Genomic DNA, 15,188 nt, shown 5'->3' with positions numbered 1-15,188 from the left:
ATCTAAATTTATAATAACAAGGTATGAAAGCGGTGTCAATGAACTTAATAGGCGGTGAAAATAAAAAACCCTTATCGAATAAGGGTTTAGAAATGAAGCATATTCGTTCACTGTTGCTCCAAGTCCGCGGCAACATAGGAGTTGCTCGAAGCCATCTTGGCCTCAATATAGGCAATAAAGAGCTCGGCGAGCTCGGGATCAAATTGCGTACCCGAACATCTCCTGATTTCCAAAAGAGCTTCGTCAAATGATTTTGTTTCCTGATATGGACGCTCCGTTGTCATCGCGTCAAAAGAGTCAATGACACATAACATTCTCGCAAGCCGTGGAATTTCATGCTCCTTTAGCCCGTGCGGATAACCCTTGCCGTCAAACCGTTCGTGGTGCAGTTCAACCAGCGGGGCCAAATCTTTATATTTATCTCTTACCATTACGATTTCTTTGCCCCAAATGACATGCTTCTTGACGATTTCCCACTCTTCGTTCGTAAGCTTTGTTTTTTTTATTCAGAATATCACGCGGAACCTCCAACTTGCCTATATCATGAATCAATGCGCCCAATACCAGCAGCCGCCGATCTTCCTTGTTCAAATGCAGAATCTCGGCCATATCGACTGCGTAAGAGAAGACCCTCTTGGAGTGTTTAAACGTATAGACGTCTTTGGATAAGAAAAATTTGAGCTGCTGTTCAATTTCGTTGATATCATGTTCCAGCCGTTGAGGCAGCTTGTTGTCTTCGCCATGGATGGAAACGGTATTCTTTCCTTTGGACTTGGCTACATAAAGTGCGCGGTCTGCCCAATCAACCAATTGGGACTTGTCGTAACTTTCCTTATTTACTTCAAGAAGGCCTGCCGAAAATGAAACACAGCCGTGAGGAAACACGTCTACCCCTTCGAAAGGAGAATCATTCACTTTTTTTTCGGAGACCGTCCACAAACTCCTTGGCTCTAACCTTCGTAAAGCCCGGCATGATGATAGCAAATTCCTCTCCGCCATAACGAGCGGCGAACAGGTTGTGGGGTTCGCATTCTTCCTTGACGATTTTACCAAAGAAACCAAGCAGTCGATCACCTTGCGGATGGCCGAAAGCGTCATTATATTTCTTGAAATCGTCCAGGTCGAGCATTGCTAAGCACAATGGAGTACCACCAAGCCGGGATTGACTTATATAATCATCCAGCTTTTCCTCGAAATAACTATGGCTATAGAGCCCTGTTCGCTGGTCTGTGTTCGCTTTGTCGCTGACTTCGTTGTACATCTTAAATAATTGCCGAAAACCATGGGATAGCAGCATGCCGACAGCCAAAAATAAAAAAAGTCCGAATGTACCGGTATTTATGATCAGAATCAGTAAAACAACAGAAAGCAGCAAAGTACTGAAATAAGCAAAAATGGCATCTGTTAAAATCGTTTTGATAATTTCATATAGTACGCCTTTATACAGTAGGTAATAGTAATAGCCAACGAGAAGACAATTCACAAAAAAAATAGACCGCTAATGCGAAAATATATGCATGTAGATGCCTGATGTCAAAAGCACCTGTTGTGCCCCCCAACAAATGAAAAGTGAAGTTTGCACCATAGATCATGAGTGTGTATGTAGAAAAATTAAGCAGATGTTTCCACCATTCAACTTGTCTTTTATATAGCAATAATACAAACGTTCCCAATATTAATATTATAAGAGCAAAATTCCCACCATACGCAAAGGTAGCAGCCAGATAGACTGATGAGTCCATAGACTGACGATTTCCTTCCGGCGGAAGCTGAAACATGAAATACTCTAAAATAAGGACAGCCCCGACCATCGCGTAAATCATTACCCACTCGGAAAGCGAATAGGAACGAAACAAACTTTTATTATTGGCAATACATAGGATCGCACCAGCCAAGAATACTAATAATGAATAACAGAACCCGGGTTGACGTATCTGTGAATAAAATCTTTCTGTCGCCCCCATTATTGTTCCGACCTTTCATGTTCGAAGTAAAATAATAATTAGGGAAACAAGGAGACCTTGTTTCCCTATTAGAGATTCTTAATTAACTTTCAAACCCGATGTGAGATCCCTGATTACTAATGCTACAATTATAGCATTTATCACAATATGTGTGATGTTTAATTCTTATATGATATATATCGGCTAAGTTGGCCGATTAGTTTACTTTAAAACCCGAAGTTAATGCGATAACTACTGAAGCAACGATCAATGCATTCACCAGAATGCGGGTGATTTTGATTCCTTCTAATTTCTTCATTTGTATGTATCCTCCAATTATTTGCGGTTTAGTTTACTTTAAAACCGGATGTTAATGCGATAACTACAGAAGCTACGATCAGGGCATTTACCAGAATGCGAGTGATTTTAATTCCCTCTAATTTTTTCATATTGAATTTATCTCCTCTCAGATTGGTAGTTTCGTTCTGCTAATTAGTTTGACGATCTATGTTATTTTGTCTCAACAATGGAAGTTCGGAGTTTGTGGAGCAGCATGACATTTTGTAGATATATAAACATTCCAAAGTTCATGATGACATCCCCAATACTAATGGCTTGATCTCTAGGATAGGGTGACGTAAGGGGAATGATATCGCCTAAAAAAGGTAGCAGTGTTGATTCAGTTAAAACTGCATGTTTGGATACAGCTGTACCGTCTTGCAACATTTCAACGTAAATGGGGTCAAGCACCGAAGCTGCTTCTAAAGAGACCGGCATCTTACCACCATTGAGCAACATGACGAGAAAATTTAATGCAACGCCGGCAAAGATGAACATAAATCCTTTTTGCTCTCGGTTGAGCCAAAGTACATAGAGACCGACTACATACACCACCATAAAAAAGTATCCGTTATACAGGGCTATGAATGGCACTTTGTCATGCAGGAAGTACATCAAGAATTGGATCAACAGCAATACCGGAAAAATCAAGCCGCCTCGAATTCGAATCTGGGATAAAGCCGCCAGGCCGTTCTTCCATCCAGCCCTAATGAAACCGGCTATTAACCCAATTATGATGCCATCGTAAACCATGTACTTAGATCCCTTCGTTCTGTCATGGAGTGGATTTAAACGAGCGTCCTGCTGCCTGGCTTCGGTTGATTCTTAGGGAGAATATAGGTCTTACCGAATTTTCGGCAGACTACCTTCCCTTCCCGGCACAAGCGCTTAACATGATCTTGATGAACACCCCAAATCTTGGACGCCTCTTCAGTTGACATAATCTGGTTCAGCGGGTTTATCCTCTCTCCTCCTCTGTCAAAGAGAGTGAAGTGCAGGTCAATTGCAAAGCTTTTTCAAATCCTTGTTCTATTATGTAATAATTTCTTCCTTGTCCATATTATAGAATGCCCGTTGTCGGACGTCAACAATTTTTTTCAGAAATTTTACCAATATGCGTTTCAATGAAACTTGTATTGGGTAAATAGCACCTTCAAATATTACACCACTACTGCCTGCATCTCCTGCGTGAGTGGTCAAAAAGATTGAAAAGAACCCTCGATCGAGGGTTCTTTTCGTTTCGGTATTATAGAAACATACTCATGTTCATCGTTGTGATTACCGTTTGATCCGGGATGATGATTCGCGATGCAATCTTCCAATCCCCGTTGACCCGCTTGATCGTGTCGTGACGTTCGCCGAGCATCTCTTCGATCTCTGGATGGGATCCTCTACTGCGTTTATATAGGAAATAACTCACAACCTTGTACTCGTCGGGCCCTGACCCGGACTCTACTCGGATGTTACTGATGAAGTGCCGCTGCCGTGTTGCCGGATTTTCCACCCATGCGGATTTGGTATAATATCTATTCACCCGTGTTGTAAGAGCGGCCTTGGATTCATCGAAAAAAGCGGAATCAGATGCAACGTTATCTACTCCCACGCCCTCAACCGTTTCCCGCATCGGCATCCGATAGACGATGTCTTCCGATAGTAAATCAAGCCATTCCTTATACATCCGATGGTCCAACAGATATGCTTCCCGATAGAGAAAATCCGCAATCTCTATTTGGATCTCAGGAAGAATTCGTGTTTTCGTTTCCGAACTCATTTGCTCGCCCCCTCGATTATCAAATCCTTCGTTAATAATTCGAGCCAGCGTTCATGAATGCTTCTAGAGAGAGCATCAATATACGTGGTGGGGTAGGCCGTACCCGGGCCTGCGAATGTCGGATCGGGCTCAACATGACTGAAGCCCATCAGGTAATTGCTCACATTATTGTAGTTCAGCTGTTTGTCCCGCATCATCAGCCCGCCGCTTACCTCGACGATGCGCGCCCAAGTTTCGGTATCGTCCTGTTCCAGCGTGCCGGAAACACCGAATGAGCCCAAGTACCCTTTGTAGGCTGCCTTTTTGTATTCCTCCGGAGCCGCTTTATCGATCATAAACCAGCACCATACTTCAACCTTATCAGGAGCCAAAGGGCGCCATACCCGAAAATTCAAATAATTATGCAAATGCCCCTCCGTACCATGAATCGGGCTGACAAACGATAAGTTCGGATACACTCCGCCAACGAATACAGTGGTCCTCGATAAAATATCATCCTGCTCCGGCTTCAAATTACGCTGAAACATCGGCCACATTGATTCGGGCATACCCTGGTAAGGCGCTCTGGAACGGCCCGTTTTAGATGTGATGACATTCAGTCCGTGCCCGTTCTGCATGACCACCTGGTGGCCATAACCGGCATATAACGGATCTTCCGGGCTGATGCCCATTTCAACGGTTGAGCGGTGGGTGGTTTGAACATGATAGGGGTCGGCTGAGAAATTCTCCTGTGTCGCTTTCCAGTTGGCCTTGGCGACCCAGCGTTGAGGAAGGCCGATGACCTCCATGCCCCCGTCGCCTCTGCCGAGAAGAATATCGAAATACCATTCATATCTCCCAAATAATCTTCGAGAGATTCCGCATTGGGATCGAGGTTACCGAAAATCATCCCCTGATACGAAGCGACCTTCGGAATTTCTTTCAATCCCCATTCCGATTTGGTCATTTCCTCACCGTAAACCTTATCCCCGGCAACGATGCCGATCAGCTGCCCGTCACGGTTGTAGCTCCAGCCATGATAAGGGCATGTGAATGTTTTCTTATTACCGCGGTCTGCAGTACATAGCTGCGTTCCGCGATGTGTACATGAATTTAAAAAGGCCTTAATCTTGCCCTCACCGTTTTTGATCAGCAAGACGGGATCGTTAACAAGCCATCTTGTAATATAATCCCCAGTCTCCTTAAGTTCGGTTTCATGAGCTAAAAACTGCCAGGTCTTGCCGAATATTTGTTCAAGCTCCATCAGATACACGTCGGGATCCGTCAGCACCCATTGCGGGAATAGTCCTTGACTCATCTTTTCCTTCAAGGTTTGTACGGCGGCTTCATCAAGATGTCTTTTTATCATAGCGAGCACCCCTCATCAATAAAGTGGATCGTTGGGAACCTATAAACGGGTTTATTAAGTATAGTTGCAACGCTTGCAATATCATTGATGTAAGCGCTCTTATTTTATAGTAAGCCCCCGCCTTTTTATATTCAAGACGGTTTTTCCTCTATACGGGAAATGAATGCTGGAAAAGCAAAAAAGAGGAGCCTATAGCGCTCCTCTTGAATAACCAAGCACCTTGACCTACAACAATCCCACCATACGCAAACCATGAAGGATGCCGTCTTCACTGACGTCCTTGGTAACATGTGTGGCCGCACGCTTAACGATGTCCGGCGCATTCCCCATGGCAACGCTGGTGCCGGCATATTGAAGCATCTCGATGTCATTCAAATAATCGCCGAACGCGTAGATATCTTCTTTAGCAATGCCTAGTTTATTCAGCGCCACTTCAATGCCTTTTGCTTTGGACCCTCCAAGCGGCAGCACATCCATGGAAAACTGATGCCACCGAATGAAGTCCAAATTCGGGAACCGCTCACGGTAAAGAGGCTCCTCCCCGATCGTACAGAAAACTAACCCTTGGAAAATATCCCTGCCCCGGAAGTAATCTGGATCATACGCCGGATGAGGCGCCTTAAGCGTAGCGATGCTCTCTTGAATATGAACATGAAACTCAGCGCTGCTTTTCATCGTCTCAAGGTCCATGTACACCAGGGGATGTCCATGCTGATCGGCATAATCGGTCAGTTTCTCAAGCAGATCGGTGTCAATGGGATTTCTGTAGATCGTTTTATTTTCCCACTCCACATATTGACCGTTATAGCTTACGTAAGAGTCAATACCTAGCCGCTCTCGAATTTCTTTGAACATGAATGGAGCTCTGCCGGTAGCAATGGCTACTTGGTGGCCCTTTTGCTTTAGCTGGTGAACGGCGTCTATCGTCGATTCGGGCAATTGTTTGTCATGGTCGAGCAGAGTACCGTCAATATCGAAAAAAATCAGTTTTCCCGTCATGTGTCCTCCAGCTTCTGCTTGTATTTCCCTTTACTATAACATAGCTGGCTAACGGAGATGCGGGATGCTCCAGCTGAAAAAATAAGTACAGTCATGGCGGAAACGCCACGAACTGCTCTGAAACCAAAGTTACCTTAAGGTCTATTCTACAATGAATGTCCCCGTCATTTTAGAATGGCCGGCACCGCATATGACCGAGCATGCGAACGGAAACTCTCCGGCTTGATCTGCTATGAATTCAACACTTCCCGGCTCTTTTAAGTCGATGTTTAAATCAGGAATCGAAAAGCCGTGAGCTCCTTCCTTACTTTCAAATGTCAGCTTTATCTTTTCTCCCTTCTTCACACGTATTTCCTTTTGATCAAACTCGAAATTCGACGCCGTTACTTTGATTTCCCTCACTCCATTATCGGCCGGCTGAGGCGAAGCCTGAGAGGCGGGCTGCGAAGAAGACGGTGAGTCAGCTTCCGAAGCACCCTGCGTAGGATTTGAAGAATTCTCGTTGCTGCCTCCACAGCCTGACAATAAAAGCGAGAGAAATAACACCAAAGCCGTTATCCGTTTCATTTGAAAAGCCTCCTAAGCACGTTCCTCGACATTTTTGTTGTCAATAAGCTTTTTCTCGGCGTTGTCACTATCTGAATGATCCTCCATAACCGTTTTAGTGGAATTCCGAAACTCACGCAAAGTATCACCGACGGCTCTCCCCAATTGCGGAAGTTTAGATGGACCAAACAGCACCAAAGCTATAATCAGAATAATGACTAAGCCGGAAACTCCGATATTGCTGAACATGCGGCTTACCTCCCCGTGACTTGCGTTGTATCCCCAATGTAATCAGGCCTGCAACGCGAGCTTCGCTTTTTTTCGCAAGTACCAGCCGGAAAAGAAAATGCTGACTTCATAGAGCAAGATAAGCGGAATGGTGACCAAGATGTGAGAGATGTAATCGGGCGGGGATATCATTGTACCTGCGATCACAAGAATGAAGTATGTCTTCTTTCTAAATTTCTTCAGCCTCAGCGGATTGATGATCCCGAGTTTCGTCAGAAACAAAGTGACGACCGGCATTTGAAACGCGATGCTAAGCGGCAGCAGTACATTGAACAGTAAGGAAAAAAATCGGTCTATTCCATAAGTTTCAACCGCTCCGATGCTTTCGTTTATCGTGCTCATGAATTTCACCATCATGGGAAAGACGACGAAGTAACCGAAGGAAACACCCATTAAAACAAGCCCAAAAGACATTGGCACAAACCAAACCAAACCTTTAGCCTCGAATTCTGTAAGACCAGGTCTGACAAATATCCAAATCTGGAGGAGCATGACCGGTAAAGTAACCAAAAGGGCAATAATCAGGGCACATTTTAAGTAAAGAAATATACCGTCTGTTAACGAAAAGACATTCCACACAATGTTGACGGCTGCGGGCTGCTCCTTAATGATCAGAAGAATTTTAGGCGACAAGTAGAAGCCGACAGCCAAGGAAAGAACAAAAATAACAAGGACGATAATGATCCGTTTTCTTAACTCCGTCAGATGCTCTAAGGAATCGATAGGGGACTCCATAATTACCTCACACCAGTGATCCGCCTTGTTTTAAATATTTCAAAGCTCCTTCGGCAGCTCTGTAGGCCAGCGCACCGACCGTAGCCGTTGGATTGTAGCCGCTGTTATGAGCGAATGCCGATGCCCCGACGACGAACATATTCTCATAATCCCACATTTGCAAATAGTTGTTGACCGCTGAAGATTTAGGATCTGCTCCCATGATAACTCCGCCGGTATTGTGTGTGGACTGATAAGGGGTGATATTATACGATGTTAAGTCCCGGCCAGGGACAGTACTGGTGGCACCCATTTCCTTAAGTATTTCTGAACTCTTTGCCGCCAAAAACTTACCCATCTCGCGATCCTGCTCTTCGAAATCATATGTCATGCGAAGAAGCGGCAGTCCATATACGTCTTTGTATGTCGGATCCAAGTCGAGATAGTGATGCCGCCATGGCATATTGGAGCCTTGGCCGCTGACCGAAAGGGTACGATAGCTGTATTTTAATGAAGCTTTTTTAAACTCCGCCCCCCAAGAAGGCGTTCCGGACGGCACCGTGTTGTTAGCGATCGGCCGGCTGCCGCTTTGGGCGTGACGGATATTGCCGCCATGAATAAACTTCAGATCCGAGTGGTCAAAGTTATCACCGTTAAAGTCATCCAGGCATACACCGAGCGCACCGGCACCCATGTAGCTGTTAAACTCCTTATCTTCGAAGAATCCGGTCGCTCCTCCGCCGGTTTGATAAGCGTAATTTTTGCCGATGACACCGGTGCCGGTCGCAGGATCGTAGGGTTTCCCCATTTGGGAGATCAGCAAAAGTTTCACGTTGTTGAGTACATAGCTCGTCATGATGACAAGGTCTGCCGGCTGTTCGAATTCTTCACCGGTTAAGGTGTTTAGATACACGACGCCGGTTGCCTTCTTGCCTTTGTGAAGCACTCTAAGCACGTTAGAATGGGTACGGGTTTCGAGCTTTCCGGTCTTTTCGGCTACGGGGATTACCGTTACGACGGGATCTGCTTTAGCACCGTATTCGCAGCCGAAACGTTCGCAGTACGCACAATATTGGCATGCGGCACGTTCAATTCCGTCCGGATTTTTATACGGCTGGGACAGATTGGCGGAGGGACCGTTATACGGGTTGTAGCCTAGCTTTTTTGCCGCCTCCATAAACAATTTCATGCTGGGTGTTTGTTTCATCGGCGGTGTCGGGTAAGGATTCGAGCGTTTTCCGATCATCGGATTCTGTTCGGCATCTCCCGAGATTCCCGCCATTTTCTCATATTTATCGAAATACGGTTCTATTTCTTCCCATTTAATACCCCAATCTTGAATGGTCATTCCGGCCGGTATTTTCTTTTTTCCGTAGCGTTCCACCGTTTTGGAGTAAATTTCAAAATCGTACGGAAGAAAGCGAACGGATACGCCGTTCCAGTGTTTCCCCGCTCCTCCCACGCCGTCCCCAGGTAAAAATGAACCGTATGTCCGCATTGGCAGCGCCGTCATTTTATCGTTATTCCGGAACGTGATCGTCTCTTTGGATAAATCCTGCATCATATCATGCCGCAAGGCGTAACGTACTTCATCATGCATGGCATAGTAATCTTCTAACTTCGCCCGTTTACCCCGCTCCAAAGCAACGACTTTGTGACCGGCTTTCGTCAACTCTGAGGCAATGATGCCGCCGGCCCAGCCCAGGCCCACAATAAGTACGGGTACTTTCGGCAGTTTGGTCGCCATATTCAGATCGCCCCCATTATCAATGATTCAGATGATCGTGAAGACTTTTGGGCTCTATTACGATGAAGCCGTCTTTCTCAATGTCGTTGAAATAGCTCGGTTGGTTGCCGGGGTATCGTTTCATTTTCCAGCCCTGCATATCTTTGTTGCCGCCGTAAAGCGGATCGGAATATATGCCTTCCAGGGTTCCAGTGCGCAGCAGGCCAAAGAACGCGGACGTCGATGTTCCCTCCAGCTGTACCGCTTCACCGGCTTCGAAAACTTTTAACACCTCATCCTGCTCCGCCGCGGATAAATCTGCGAACCCTTTCTTATATTTCTGCATGCTGTAATCTTGCAGACCTTGCAGGCCAATGGCGAAAATCTCCTTGCGCGTGAGCCGCGTCTGCATGCCTTGAGTTGGCTCTGCCTTGGGGAACGGCCCCATCATATAATCCCTGGAATTATTTCCCCAAGGCCCGGCCAGTTGATGATCGATGTAAAAAGCAGCTCCCAGCTCTTTGGCTCCGGGACCCGAATCGTCTTGCGGGAAAATGCGTTCGGCAGCCGCTTCCGCGATCGCGAACTGCTCCAAGCTGAAAAACATGAGAGCCTGATGGTAGTAAACCGGTTGCGGGACAATCTTTTCCACTTCTTTCTCAACCACTTTTTCAACGACTTTTTCTTCCACTTTGGTTTCAACCTTCGTTTCCACTTTCACCTGCGGCTTTGGCCTAAGCAGGACGCCTCCGACAACTCCCCCGACCACAACACCTCCTAATGCAATACCAGACTGTTTGAGAAACGTGCGCCTTGCAGCGTTCTGCGGTTTCGCGTCTTGTTCAGACACATTACACTCCTCCTTCAGAGTTCAGTCTGCAACGATTACTTTGGTCAAGCTGTCGTAATCCGAAGCCATCTGTCGATTGGTGCATTGTATTAAAATACATATGTAGCCGAGCGACAGCTATGACACCAAATAAACCGAGCATAGGAGGTACGTAAAATGGAGTTTAAATGAGACACAAAAAAAAACGCCTAGCCATATAGGCTAAGCGGAAGCTTTTCCTGCTCAATTTTTACTTTTGCTCGATGTCGTCCCAGCATTGAATGTTACGCACGCCTTCGATGCTATGTTTAGTGAACACAGGGTCTTTGCCTGCTTTTTTCTGTTTGTTATAGTCATTGAGAGCAGCGAAGGCGATCTTTGACAGCAACGTGATGGCAATCAGGTTTACGATAACCATGAAGCCCATGAACACGTCTGCCAAATCCCACACCAGCTGTACCTTTGCCACGGATCCGAATATAACCATAGCGACAACGCTGAATCGGTAAAGCCACAGCCAAGTTCGATTGGACTTTAGAAAATCAATATTGGTCTCCCCATAATAGTAATTCCCGATCAACGTACTAAACGCGAACAGAAAAATCATGATCGCCAGAAAACCGGATGCCCAAGAACCGATATGTGTGCTCAGCGCCGATTGTGTAAGCTCGATGCCGGCGGCGGTGCTGCCGTAAGCATCGGAAAGCAGGATAATAAAAGCCGTACAGCTGCAAATCACGAACGTATCTATGAGCACAGCCAGAGCCTGAATTAGTCCCTGTTTGGCCGGATGGCTTGTTGTTGCGGTTGCTGCGGCGTTGGGTGCGCTCCCCATACCCGCTTCATTGGAGAAAAGGCCTCGTTTGATTCCTTGCAGAATGGCGGCTCCAAGCGTTCCGCCCGCCACTTGTTCAATGCCGAACGCATGTTTGAAGATCGTCATGAACATCCCAGGAACTTCAGTAATATTTGCCAGCACAATAAATAACGAAACGCCAATGTAGAGCGCGGCCATAAAAATGACCATATATTCGGAAATTCTCGCAATACGCTTTACACCGCCGAAGATAATAGCCGCGAATATCGCGGCCATGATCAAGCCGACAGTCAAACGGTTTGTACCGAAAGAATTTTGAAAAGCAATTGTAATCGTATTGGATTGCACGGCGTTAAACACAAGACCGAAGGATAGCGTGATCAGAACCGCGAACAATGCGCCCATCCAACGTGCATTCAAGCCGAACTGCATATAATATGCAGGACCTCCGCGAAAACCCGTCTCATCCCTAACTTTATATATTTGCGCAAGCGTGCTTTCTATATAGCTGGAAGCTGAACCGATTAAGGCGATCAGCCACATCCAGAATACAGCCCCGGGTCCGCCTAATCCAATAGCGATTGCAACCCCCGTTATATTACCTGTGCCCACTCGGGCGGCCATACTTATACAGAATGCTTGGAATGGAGAGATGTCATTGCGCGCGCCGCCTCTGGACTCCATAAGAAGTCTGAACATTTCTCTGAACATCCGAATTTGTAAAAATTTCGATCTGGATGTGAAATAAAAGCCGAGAGCGATAAGCAGCACAATTAACAAATTGGACCAAAGAAAATCGTTTATTCCGCTAATCGCTACCTGAAGTGATTCAGTCATGTAAGAGATCCTCGCTGATGTGATTTTTTGCAGCAATGGAGAAAAGAAGCTGCCCTTATTATCTTTACCTGATGAGGACGTGTTGCAAACACTCACCCATCAAAAGCATAGACCAATGCACTTTTGTCTAATTCAAATTGCCAATCCACATATAGGGCACGATGTTTTCGCTTCAGGATAGCCGTGGCCTGGGCTTCCGAAAGGAAGCTTTGTCTTTCGAGGGTACGTTTGGCCGTCCATAAACCGTCCGTAAACCCGAGCTTGATCAGCTCTTTCTCAAGCTTGATGAAGAGTCCTTCCCGAACAATTACCAGCATATTGTCTCCCGTCCAGAATGAATAAATGCTGTCCGGGACTTTTTGTACATCGTAAGTAATCTTGGCAACCTGTCGGTGAATTTCGTCTTTGCCGGGATAATAGTCTTCATGCTCGCGGTAGCGGCTGCCTTGCGGCAACCCGATTATAAGCCCGGATGAATCACTGTCGTTCCAATCGTAGTACATACTTTCAAACTTAATGCCGCTTACTTTGTTAATGAAATCGCCCAAGTCCGGAATAACGTAATCGACGATCAAATCCCGAGTTGCACGCATATCATGTTGGTCCAATCTGACCATTGTCTCTTGAGCGGATGTAAATAAATGATGTAACTGTATGGTCAGGCATCGCTCATCTAACGAGACAGTGATGTCTTCGGGGATCAGTCCTAAATTCCGGAGTAATGTTTGTGTCTCTGCGGAAATCTGGTCTGTGATTTTTGTGATAAGCATGAATCCACCACCCCTGTCAATGTTTTTTGAAATTTCTTTGTGTATGTAATACCCCGTTTTACAATAAATAGAAACGACCCCCTTCGAATATGCGGCAGAGGAAAGTGCAAATGTGAAGTGGATACGCGTGAGAAACTGGTTGCCAAGCAACGGTACATATACAGCGACTCGTCACGAAAAAGACCCGCCGTATGGGCAGGTCTGATCGTTTTTTTAAATGCTGCGGGGTGACTATTGCGTTATCCCTTCATCATTTGCAATCGGCTGAACTTCATTCGTACTGCCTTTTTTGTACTTCTCATCCGTACCATTCTGCTGTTCGAGTTGATCAAGCTGTTTTTGTACGTTTTCAGCATTTATTTTACCTGTCTGAGTTTCTTGATCCATCGTTGCGTTTCCTCCTCCATAACAAAGATTGGATTGATCTTCATTATGGTAAGGTAATAATTGCAAATTTATACAAACCCGGTGCTATCGCCGCCCTGCTTTCCTATTGAAAGCCCAAGATGCCCAAATGTAAGATCCAACAAGAATGAGCATGCACCATCCGACCGCCCACCATGCGACGTCAGAGATTGGGGTTCCCGTGAGCAACCCTCGGATCGTTTCGATGACCGGCGTGATGGGCTGGTTATCGGCGACTCCGCGCAGCCAGGTTGGCATCGTGTCTGTCGGAACGAATGCGCTGGAGAGATAGGGGAGAAAAAGCAGGGCAAATCCGTAACCGCTCGCGGCCGACGGACTCCCCGCCACTAAGCCGATGGCCGCGTAGAGCCAAGTAAATGTAAGAATGAACAGGGTGATCACGCCGACTGCAGCGAGCCACTCCATAATACCCGCAGTTGTGCGGAACCCCACGAGCAGTGCGACCCCGATTACAACGGCGGTAGCCACGAGGTTGCGGACGAGGCTCGCGATGACGTGGCCTACTATAACACTCATGCTGCTTATTGGCATCGTGCGAAACCGGTCGATAATGCCGTTAGTCATATCTCCAGCCACGTCCACCGCGGTGCTTGAGGAACCGAATCCCGCGCAAAGCAGAATAATACCCGGTACGACGTAGTTTACGTAATGCCCGCCCGGCTGAATCGCTCCTCCAAACACGTAGGTGAACAGCAGCATAAGCATGATTGGAAGTGCGATGGCCATGACCAAAGCCTCCGTGTTGCGAACGCTGTGACGTATGCTTCGTCCAATGAAGACCGCGTTTGTGCTGGCGAATGATGCCGATTTGGCCGGTTTGATGAGAGAGTTCATATTGCGGATTCCTCCAGTTCCTTAGTCGTGAGGGCAACGAATACATCTTCCATACTCGGTCTGCGAATATTCACGCGCGATCCCTCAGGCGCTGCGCGCACCAACTCATCGATCGTCATTTTCACTTCTCGGATGCTGCTGCCTGTCGGTACTTCACGTATAATTTCGTCATTCTCGTCGCGAAGCTCGACTACGTCTCCACCGACGCGCGACTTGAGCTCATCCGCCGTTCCCTGCGCCACGACGCGGCCGCCCGCGATGACGGCGATAGCATCAGCCAATTGATCCGCTTCCTCTAAATACTGCGTGGTTAGAAAAACAGTGACACCCTTCGCGGCAAGCTGCCGGATATCGTTCCATAACGCCCGCCTGCTTTGGGTGTCGAGACCCGTGGTCGGCTCGTCAAGGAACAGGATCGGCCGGGTCACTACGAGACTCAGGGCCAAGTCCAAGCGACGGCGCATGCCCCCCGAATATGTCTTCACCCGTTTGTGCGCAGCGGCTGTAAGGTCGAAACTGGCCAGCAGTTCTATCGCTCTTCTGCGAGCTTCCGCTGCCGTAAGTCCGCAAAGCCGGCCCATCATGCGTAGGTTCTCTTCCGCGGTTAACACCTCATCGACGGCAGCGAACTGTCCCGTCAGGCTGATGGACTGTTTAACCCCTTCCTTATCGGTTATGACATCGTGCCCTGCTACGCGAACGCTTCCCGAATCCGGAGCGACAAGCGTGGAAAGGATGTGGATGAGCGTCGTCTTGCCTGCACCATTCGGACCAATAAGCGCAAAAATCGCTCCGGATGGAACCGACAGGTCGATACCGTCCAACACGACATGATCTCCGAAGGCTTTGCGCAGCCCTTTCACCTCAATCATTGCAGTCACCATATTCCAATCCCCTTTCTGCTTATATGATAAACAGTATATTGCATACACAGTATATTATGTATACAGTTATCTTGCAACGATTATTTTTGGTTAAGATTAGGAGACAGAGGAAACACA

The 15,188-nt window shown here is 46.9% G+C and carries 15 protein-coding genes and 2 pseudogenes; all 17 read right to left on the bottom strand.

Features of this window, described 5'->3' with window-relative positions:
- Nucleotides 1–107 precede the first annotated feature (107 nt).
- Nucleotides 108–1,964 (bottom strand): annotated as a pseudogene (locus SD71_RS26205) (bifunctional diguanylate cyclase/phosphohydrolase).
- Nucleotides 1,965–2,453: 489 nt separating this feature from the next.
- A complete protein-coding gene (locus SD71_RS10410) occupies nt 2,454–3,035 on the bottom strand; it encodes a DUF5317 domain-containing protein (protein ID WP_041062426.1) in 582 nt (193 codons plus the stop codon).
- Nucleotides 3,036–3,070: 35 nt separating this feature from the next.
- Nucleotides 3,071–3,223: a helix-turn-helix domain-containing protein gene (locus SD71_RS26200; protein WP_407637535.1), complete on the bottom strand. Its 153-nt coding sequence runs from the start codon at nt 3,221–3,223 to the stop codon at nt 3,071–3,073.
- A gap of 305 nt (nt 3,224–3,528) precedes the next feature.
- Nucleotides 3,529–4,053: a 3-phenylpropionate/cinnamic acid dioxygenase subunit beta gene (locus SD71_RS10405; RefSeq protein WP_082034171.1), complete on the bottom strand. Its 525-nt coding sequence runs from the start codon at nt 4,051–4,053 to the stop codon at nt 3,529–3,531.
- Nucleotides 4,050–4,841, bottom strand: coding sequence for an SRPBCC family protein (locus SD71_RS25900; protein WP_326998736.1), 792 nt, complete (start codon nt 4,839–4,841; stop codon nt 4,050–4,052). The genes SD71_RS10405 and SD71_RS25900 overlap by 4 nt, the downstream gene beginning before the upstream one ends.
- A gap of 245 nt (nt 4,842–5,086) precedes the next feature.
- Nucleotides 5,087–5,296 (bottom strand): annotated as a pseudogene (locus SD71_RS25895) (Rieske 2Fe-2S domain-containing protein); the annotation flags it as partial.
- 330 nt (nt 5,297–5,626) lie between these two features.
- Entirely contained in the window at nt 5,627–6,400 is a 774-nt protein-coding gene (locus SD71_RS10395) for a Cof-type HAD-IIB family hydrolase (RefSeq protein WP_041062423.1), read from the bottom strand.
- Nucleotides 6,401–6,541: 141 nt separating this feature from the next.
- Complete coding sequence (locus SD71_RS10390; RefSeq protein WP_041062420.1) at nt 6,542–6,967, bottom strand: cupredoxin domain-containing protein; 426 nt, start codon at nt 6,965–6,967, stop codon at nt 6,542–6,544.
- A 12-nt stretch (nt 6,968–6,979) separates the two neighbouring features.
- Complete coding sequence (locus SD71_RS10385; RefSeq protein WP_041062416.1) at nt 6,980–7,195, bottom strand: twin-arginine translocase TatA/TatE family subunit; 216 nt, start codon at nt 7,193–7,195, stop codon at nt 6,980–6,982.
- A 42-nt stretch (nt 7,196–7,237) separates the two neighbouring features.
- Nucleotides 7,238–7,969: a twin-arginine translocase subunit TatC gene (gene tatC, locus SD71_RS10380; RefSeq protein ID WP_041062413.1), complete on the bottom strand. Its 732-nt coding sequence runs from the start codon at nt 7,967–7,969 to the stop codon at nt 7,238–7,240.
- A 7-nt stretch (nt 7,970–7,976) separates the two neighbouring features.
- Nucleotides 7,977–9,695 carry a GMC family oxidoreductase gene (locus tag SD71_RS10375; protein ID WP_041062410.1) on the bottom strand — a complete coding sequence of 573 codons (1,719 nt, stop codon included), beginning with the start codon at nt 9,693–9,695 and terminating at the stop codon, nt 7,977–7,979.
- 19 nt (nt 9,696–9,714) lie between these two features.
- On the bottom strand, nt 9,715–10,524 hold the full coding sequence (locus SD71_RS10370) for a gluconate 2-dehydrogenase subunit 3 family protein (RefSeq protein ID WP_041062407.1): 810 nt from the start codon (nt 10,522–10,524) through the stop codon (nt 9,715–9,717).
- Between the two features lie 229 nt (nt 10,525–10,753).
- Nucleotides 10,754–12,157: an alanine/glycine:cation symporter family protein gene (locus SD71_RS10365; RefSeq protein ID WP_041062404.1), complete on the bottom strand. Its 1,404-nt coding sequence runs from the start codon at nt 12,155–12,157 to the stop codon at nt 10,754–10,756.
- Nucleotides 12,158–12,249: 92 nt separating this feature from the next.
- On the bottom strand, nt 12,250–12,927 hold the full coding sequence (locus SD71_RS10360) for a Na-translocating system protein MpsC family protein (protein ID WP_041062401.1): 678 nt from the start codon (nt 12,925–12,927) through the stop codon (nt 12,250–12,252).
- A 231-nt stretch (nt 12,928–13,158) separates the two neighbouring features.
- The gene (locus SD71_RS23940; protein WP_161793370.1) at nt 13,159–13,314 is read right to left on the bottom strand and encodes a hypothetical protein; all 156 of its coding nucleotides are present in this window, start codon (nt 13,312–13,314) and stop codon (nt 13,159–13,161) included.
- An 84-nt stretch (nt 13,315–13,398) separates the two neighbouring features.
- Nucleotides 13,399–14,187, bottom strand: coding sequence for an ABC transporter permease (locus tag SD71_RS10355; protein ID WP_041062398.1), 789 nt, complete (start codon nt 14,185–14,187; stop codon nt 13,399–13,401).
- Nucleotides 14,184–15,071 carry a daunorubicin resistance protein DrrA family ABC transporter ATP-binding protein gene (locus SD71_RS10350; RefSeq protein WP_041062396.1) on the bottom strand — a complete coding sequence of 296 codons (888 nt, stop codon included), beginning with the start codon at nt 15,069–15,071 and terminating at the stop codon, nt 14,184–14,186. The genes SD71_RS10355 and SD71_RS10350 overlap by 4 nt, the downstream gene beginning before the upstream one ends.
- Nucleotides 15,072–15,188: the final 117 nt, after the last annotated feature.

The organism is Cohnella kolymensis (genome assembly GCF_000829465.1).
In the GTDB taxonomy this organism is placed as follows: Bacteria; Bacillota; Bacilli; order Paenibacillales; family Paenibacillaceae; genus Cohnella; species Cohnella kolymensis.
The sequence above is the reverse complement of the archived record's forward strand: the minus strand, read 5'-3'. Positions and strand labels throughout refer to the sequence as shown.

What these genes read in the sequence shown, in the direction of transcription:
- SD71_RS10355 (WP_041062398.1), bottom strand. Translation starts at nt 14,187, where the DNA reads ATGAACTCTCTCATCAAACCGGCCAAATCGGCATCATTCGCCAGCACA.
- SD71_RS10365 (WP_041062404.1), bottom strand. Translation starts at nt 12,157, where the DNA reads ATGACTGAATCACTTCAGGTAGCGATTAGCGGAATAAACGATTTTCTT.
- SD71_RS26200 (WP_407637535.1), bottom strand. Translation starts at nt 3,223, where the DNA reads ATGTCAACTGAAGAGGCGTCCAAGATTTGGGGTGTTCATCAAGATCAT.
- SD71_RS23940 (WP_161793370.1), bottom strand. Translation starts at nt 13,314, where the DNA reads ATGGATCAAGAAACTCAGACAGGTAAAATAAATGCTGAAAACGTACAA.
- SD71_RS10375 (WP_041062410.1), bottom strand. Translation starts at nt 9,695, where the DNA reads ATGGCGACCAAACTGCCGAAAGTACCCGTACTTATTGTGGGCCTGGGC.
- SD71_RS10395 (WP_041062423.1), bottom strand. Translation starts at nt 6,400, where the DNA reads ATGACGGGAAAACTGATTTTTTTCGATATTGACGGTACTCTGCTCGAC.
- SD71_RS25900 (WP_326998736.1), bottom strand. Translation starts at nt 4,841, where the DNA reads ATGGAGGTCATCGGCCTTCCTCAACGCTGGGTCGCCAAGGCCAACTGG.
- SD71_RS10405 (WP_082034171.1), bottom strand. Translation starts at nt 4,053, where the DNA reads ATGAGTTCGGAAACGAAAACACGAATTCTTCCTGAGATCCAAATAGAG.
- tatC (WP_041062413.1), bottom strand. Translation starts at nt 7,969, where the DNA reads ATGGAGTCCCCTATCGATTCCTTAGAGCATCTGACGGAGTTAAGAAAA.
- SD71_RS10385 (WP_041062416.1), bottom strand. Translation starts at nt 7,195, where the DNA reads ATGTTCAGCAATATCGGAGTTTCCGGCTTAGTCATTATTCTGATTATA.
- SD71_RS10360 (WP_041062401.1), bottom strand. Translation starts at nt 12,927, where the DNA reads ATGCTTATCACAAAAATCACAGACCAGATTTCCGCAGAGACACAAACA.
- SD71_RS10410 (WP_041062426.1), bottom strand. Translation starts at nt 3,035, where the DNA reads ATGGTTTACGATGGCATCATAATTGGGTTAATAGCCGGTTTCATTAGG.
- SD71_RS10390 (WP_041062420.1), bottom strand. Translation starts at nt 6,967, where the DNA reads ATGAAACGGATAACGGCTTTGGTGTTATTTCTCTCGCTTTTATTGTCA.
- SD71_RS10350 (WP_041062396.1), bottom strand. Translation starts at nt 15,071, where the DNA reads ATGGTGACTGCAATGATTGAGGTGAAAGGGCTGCGCAAAGCCTTCGGA.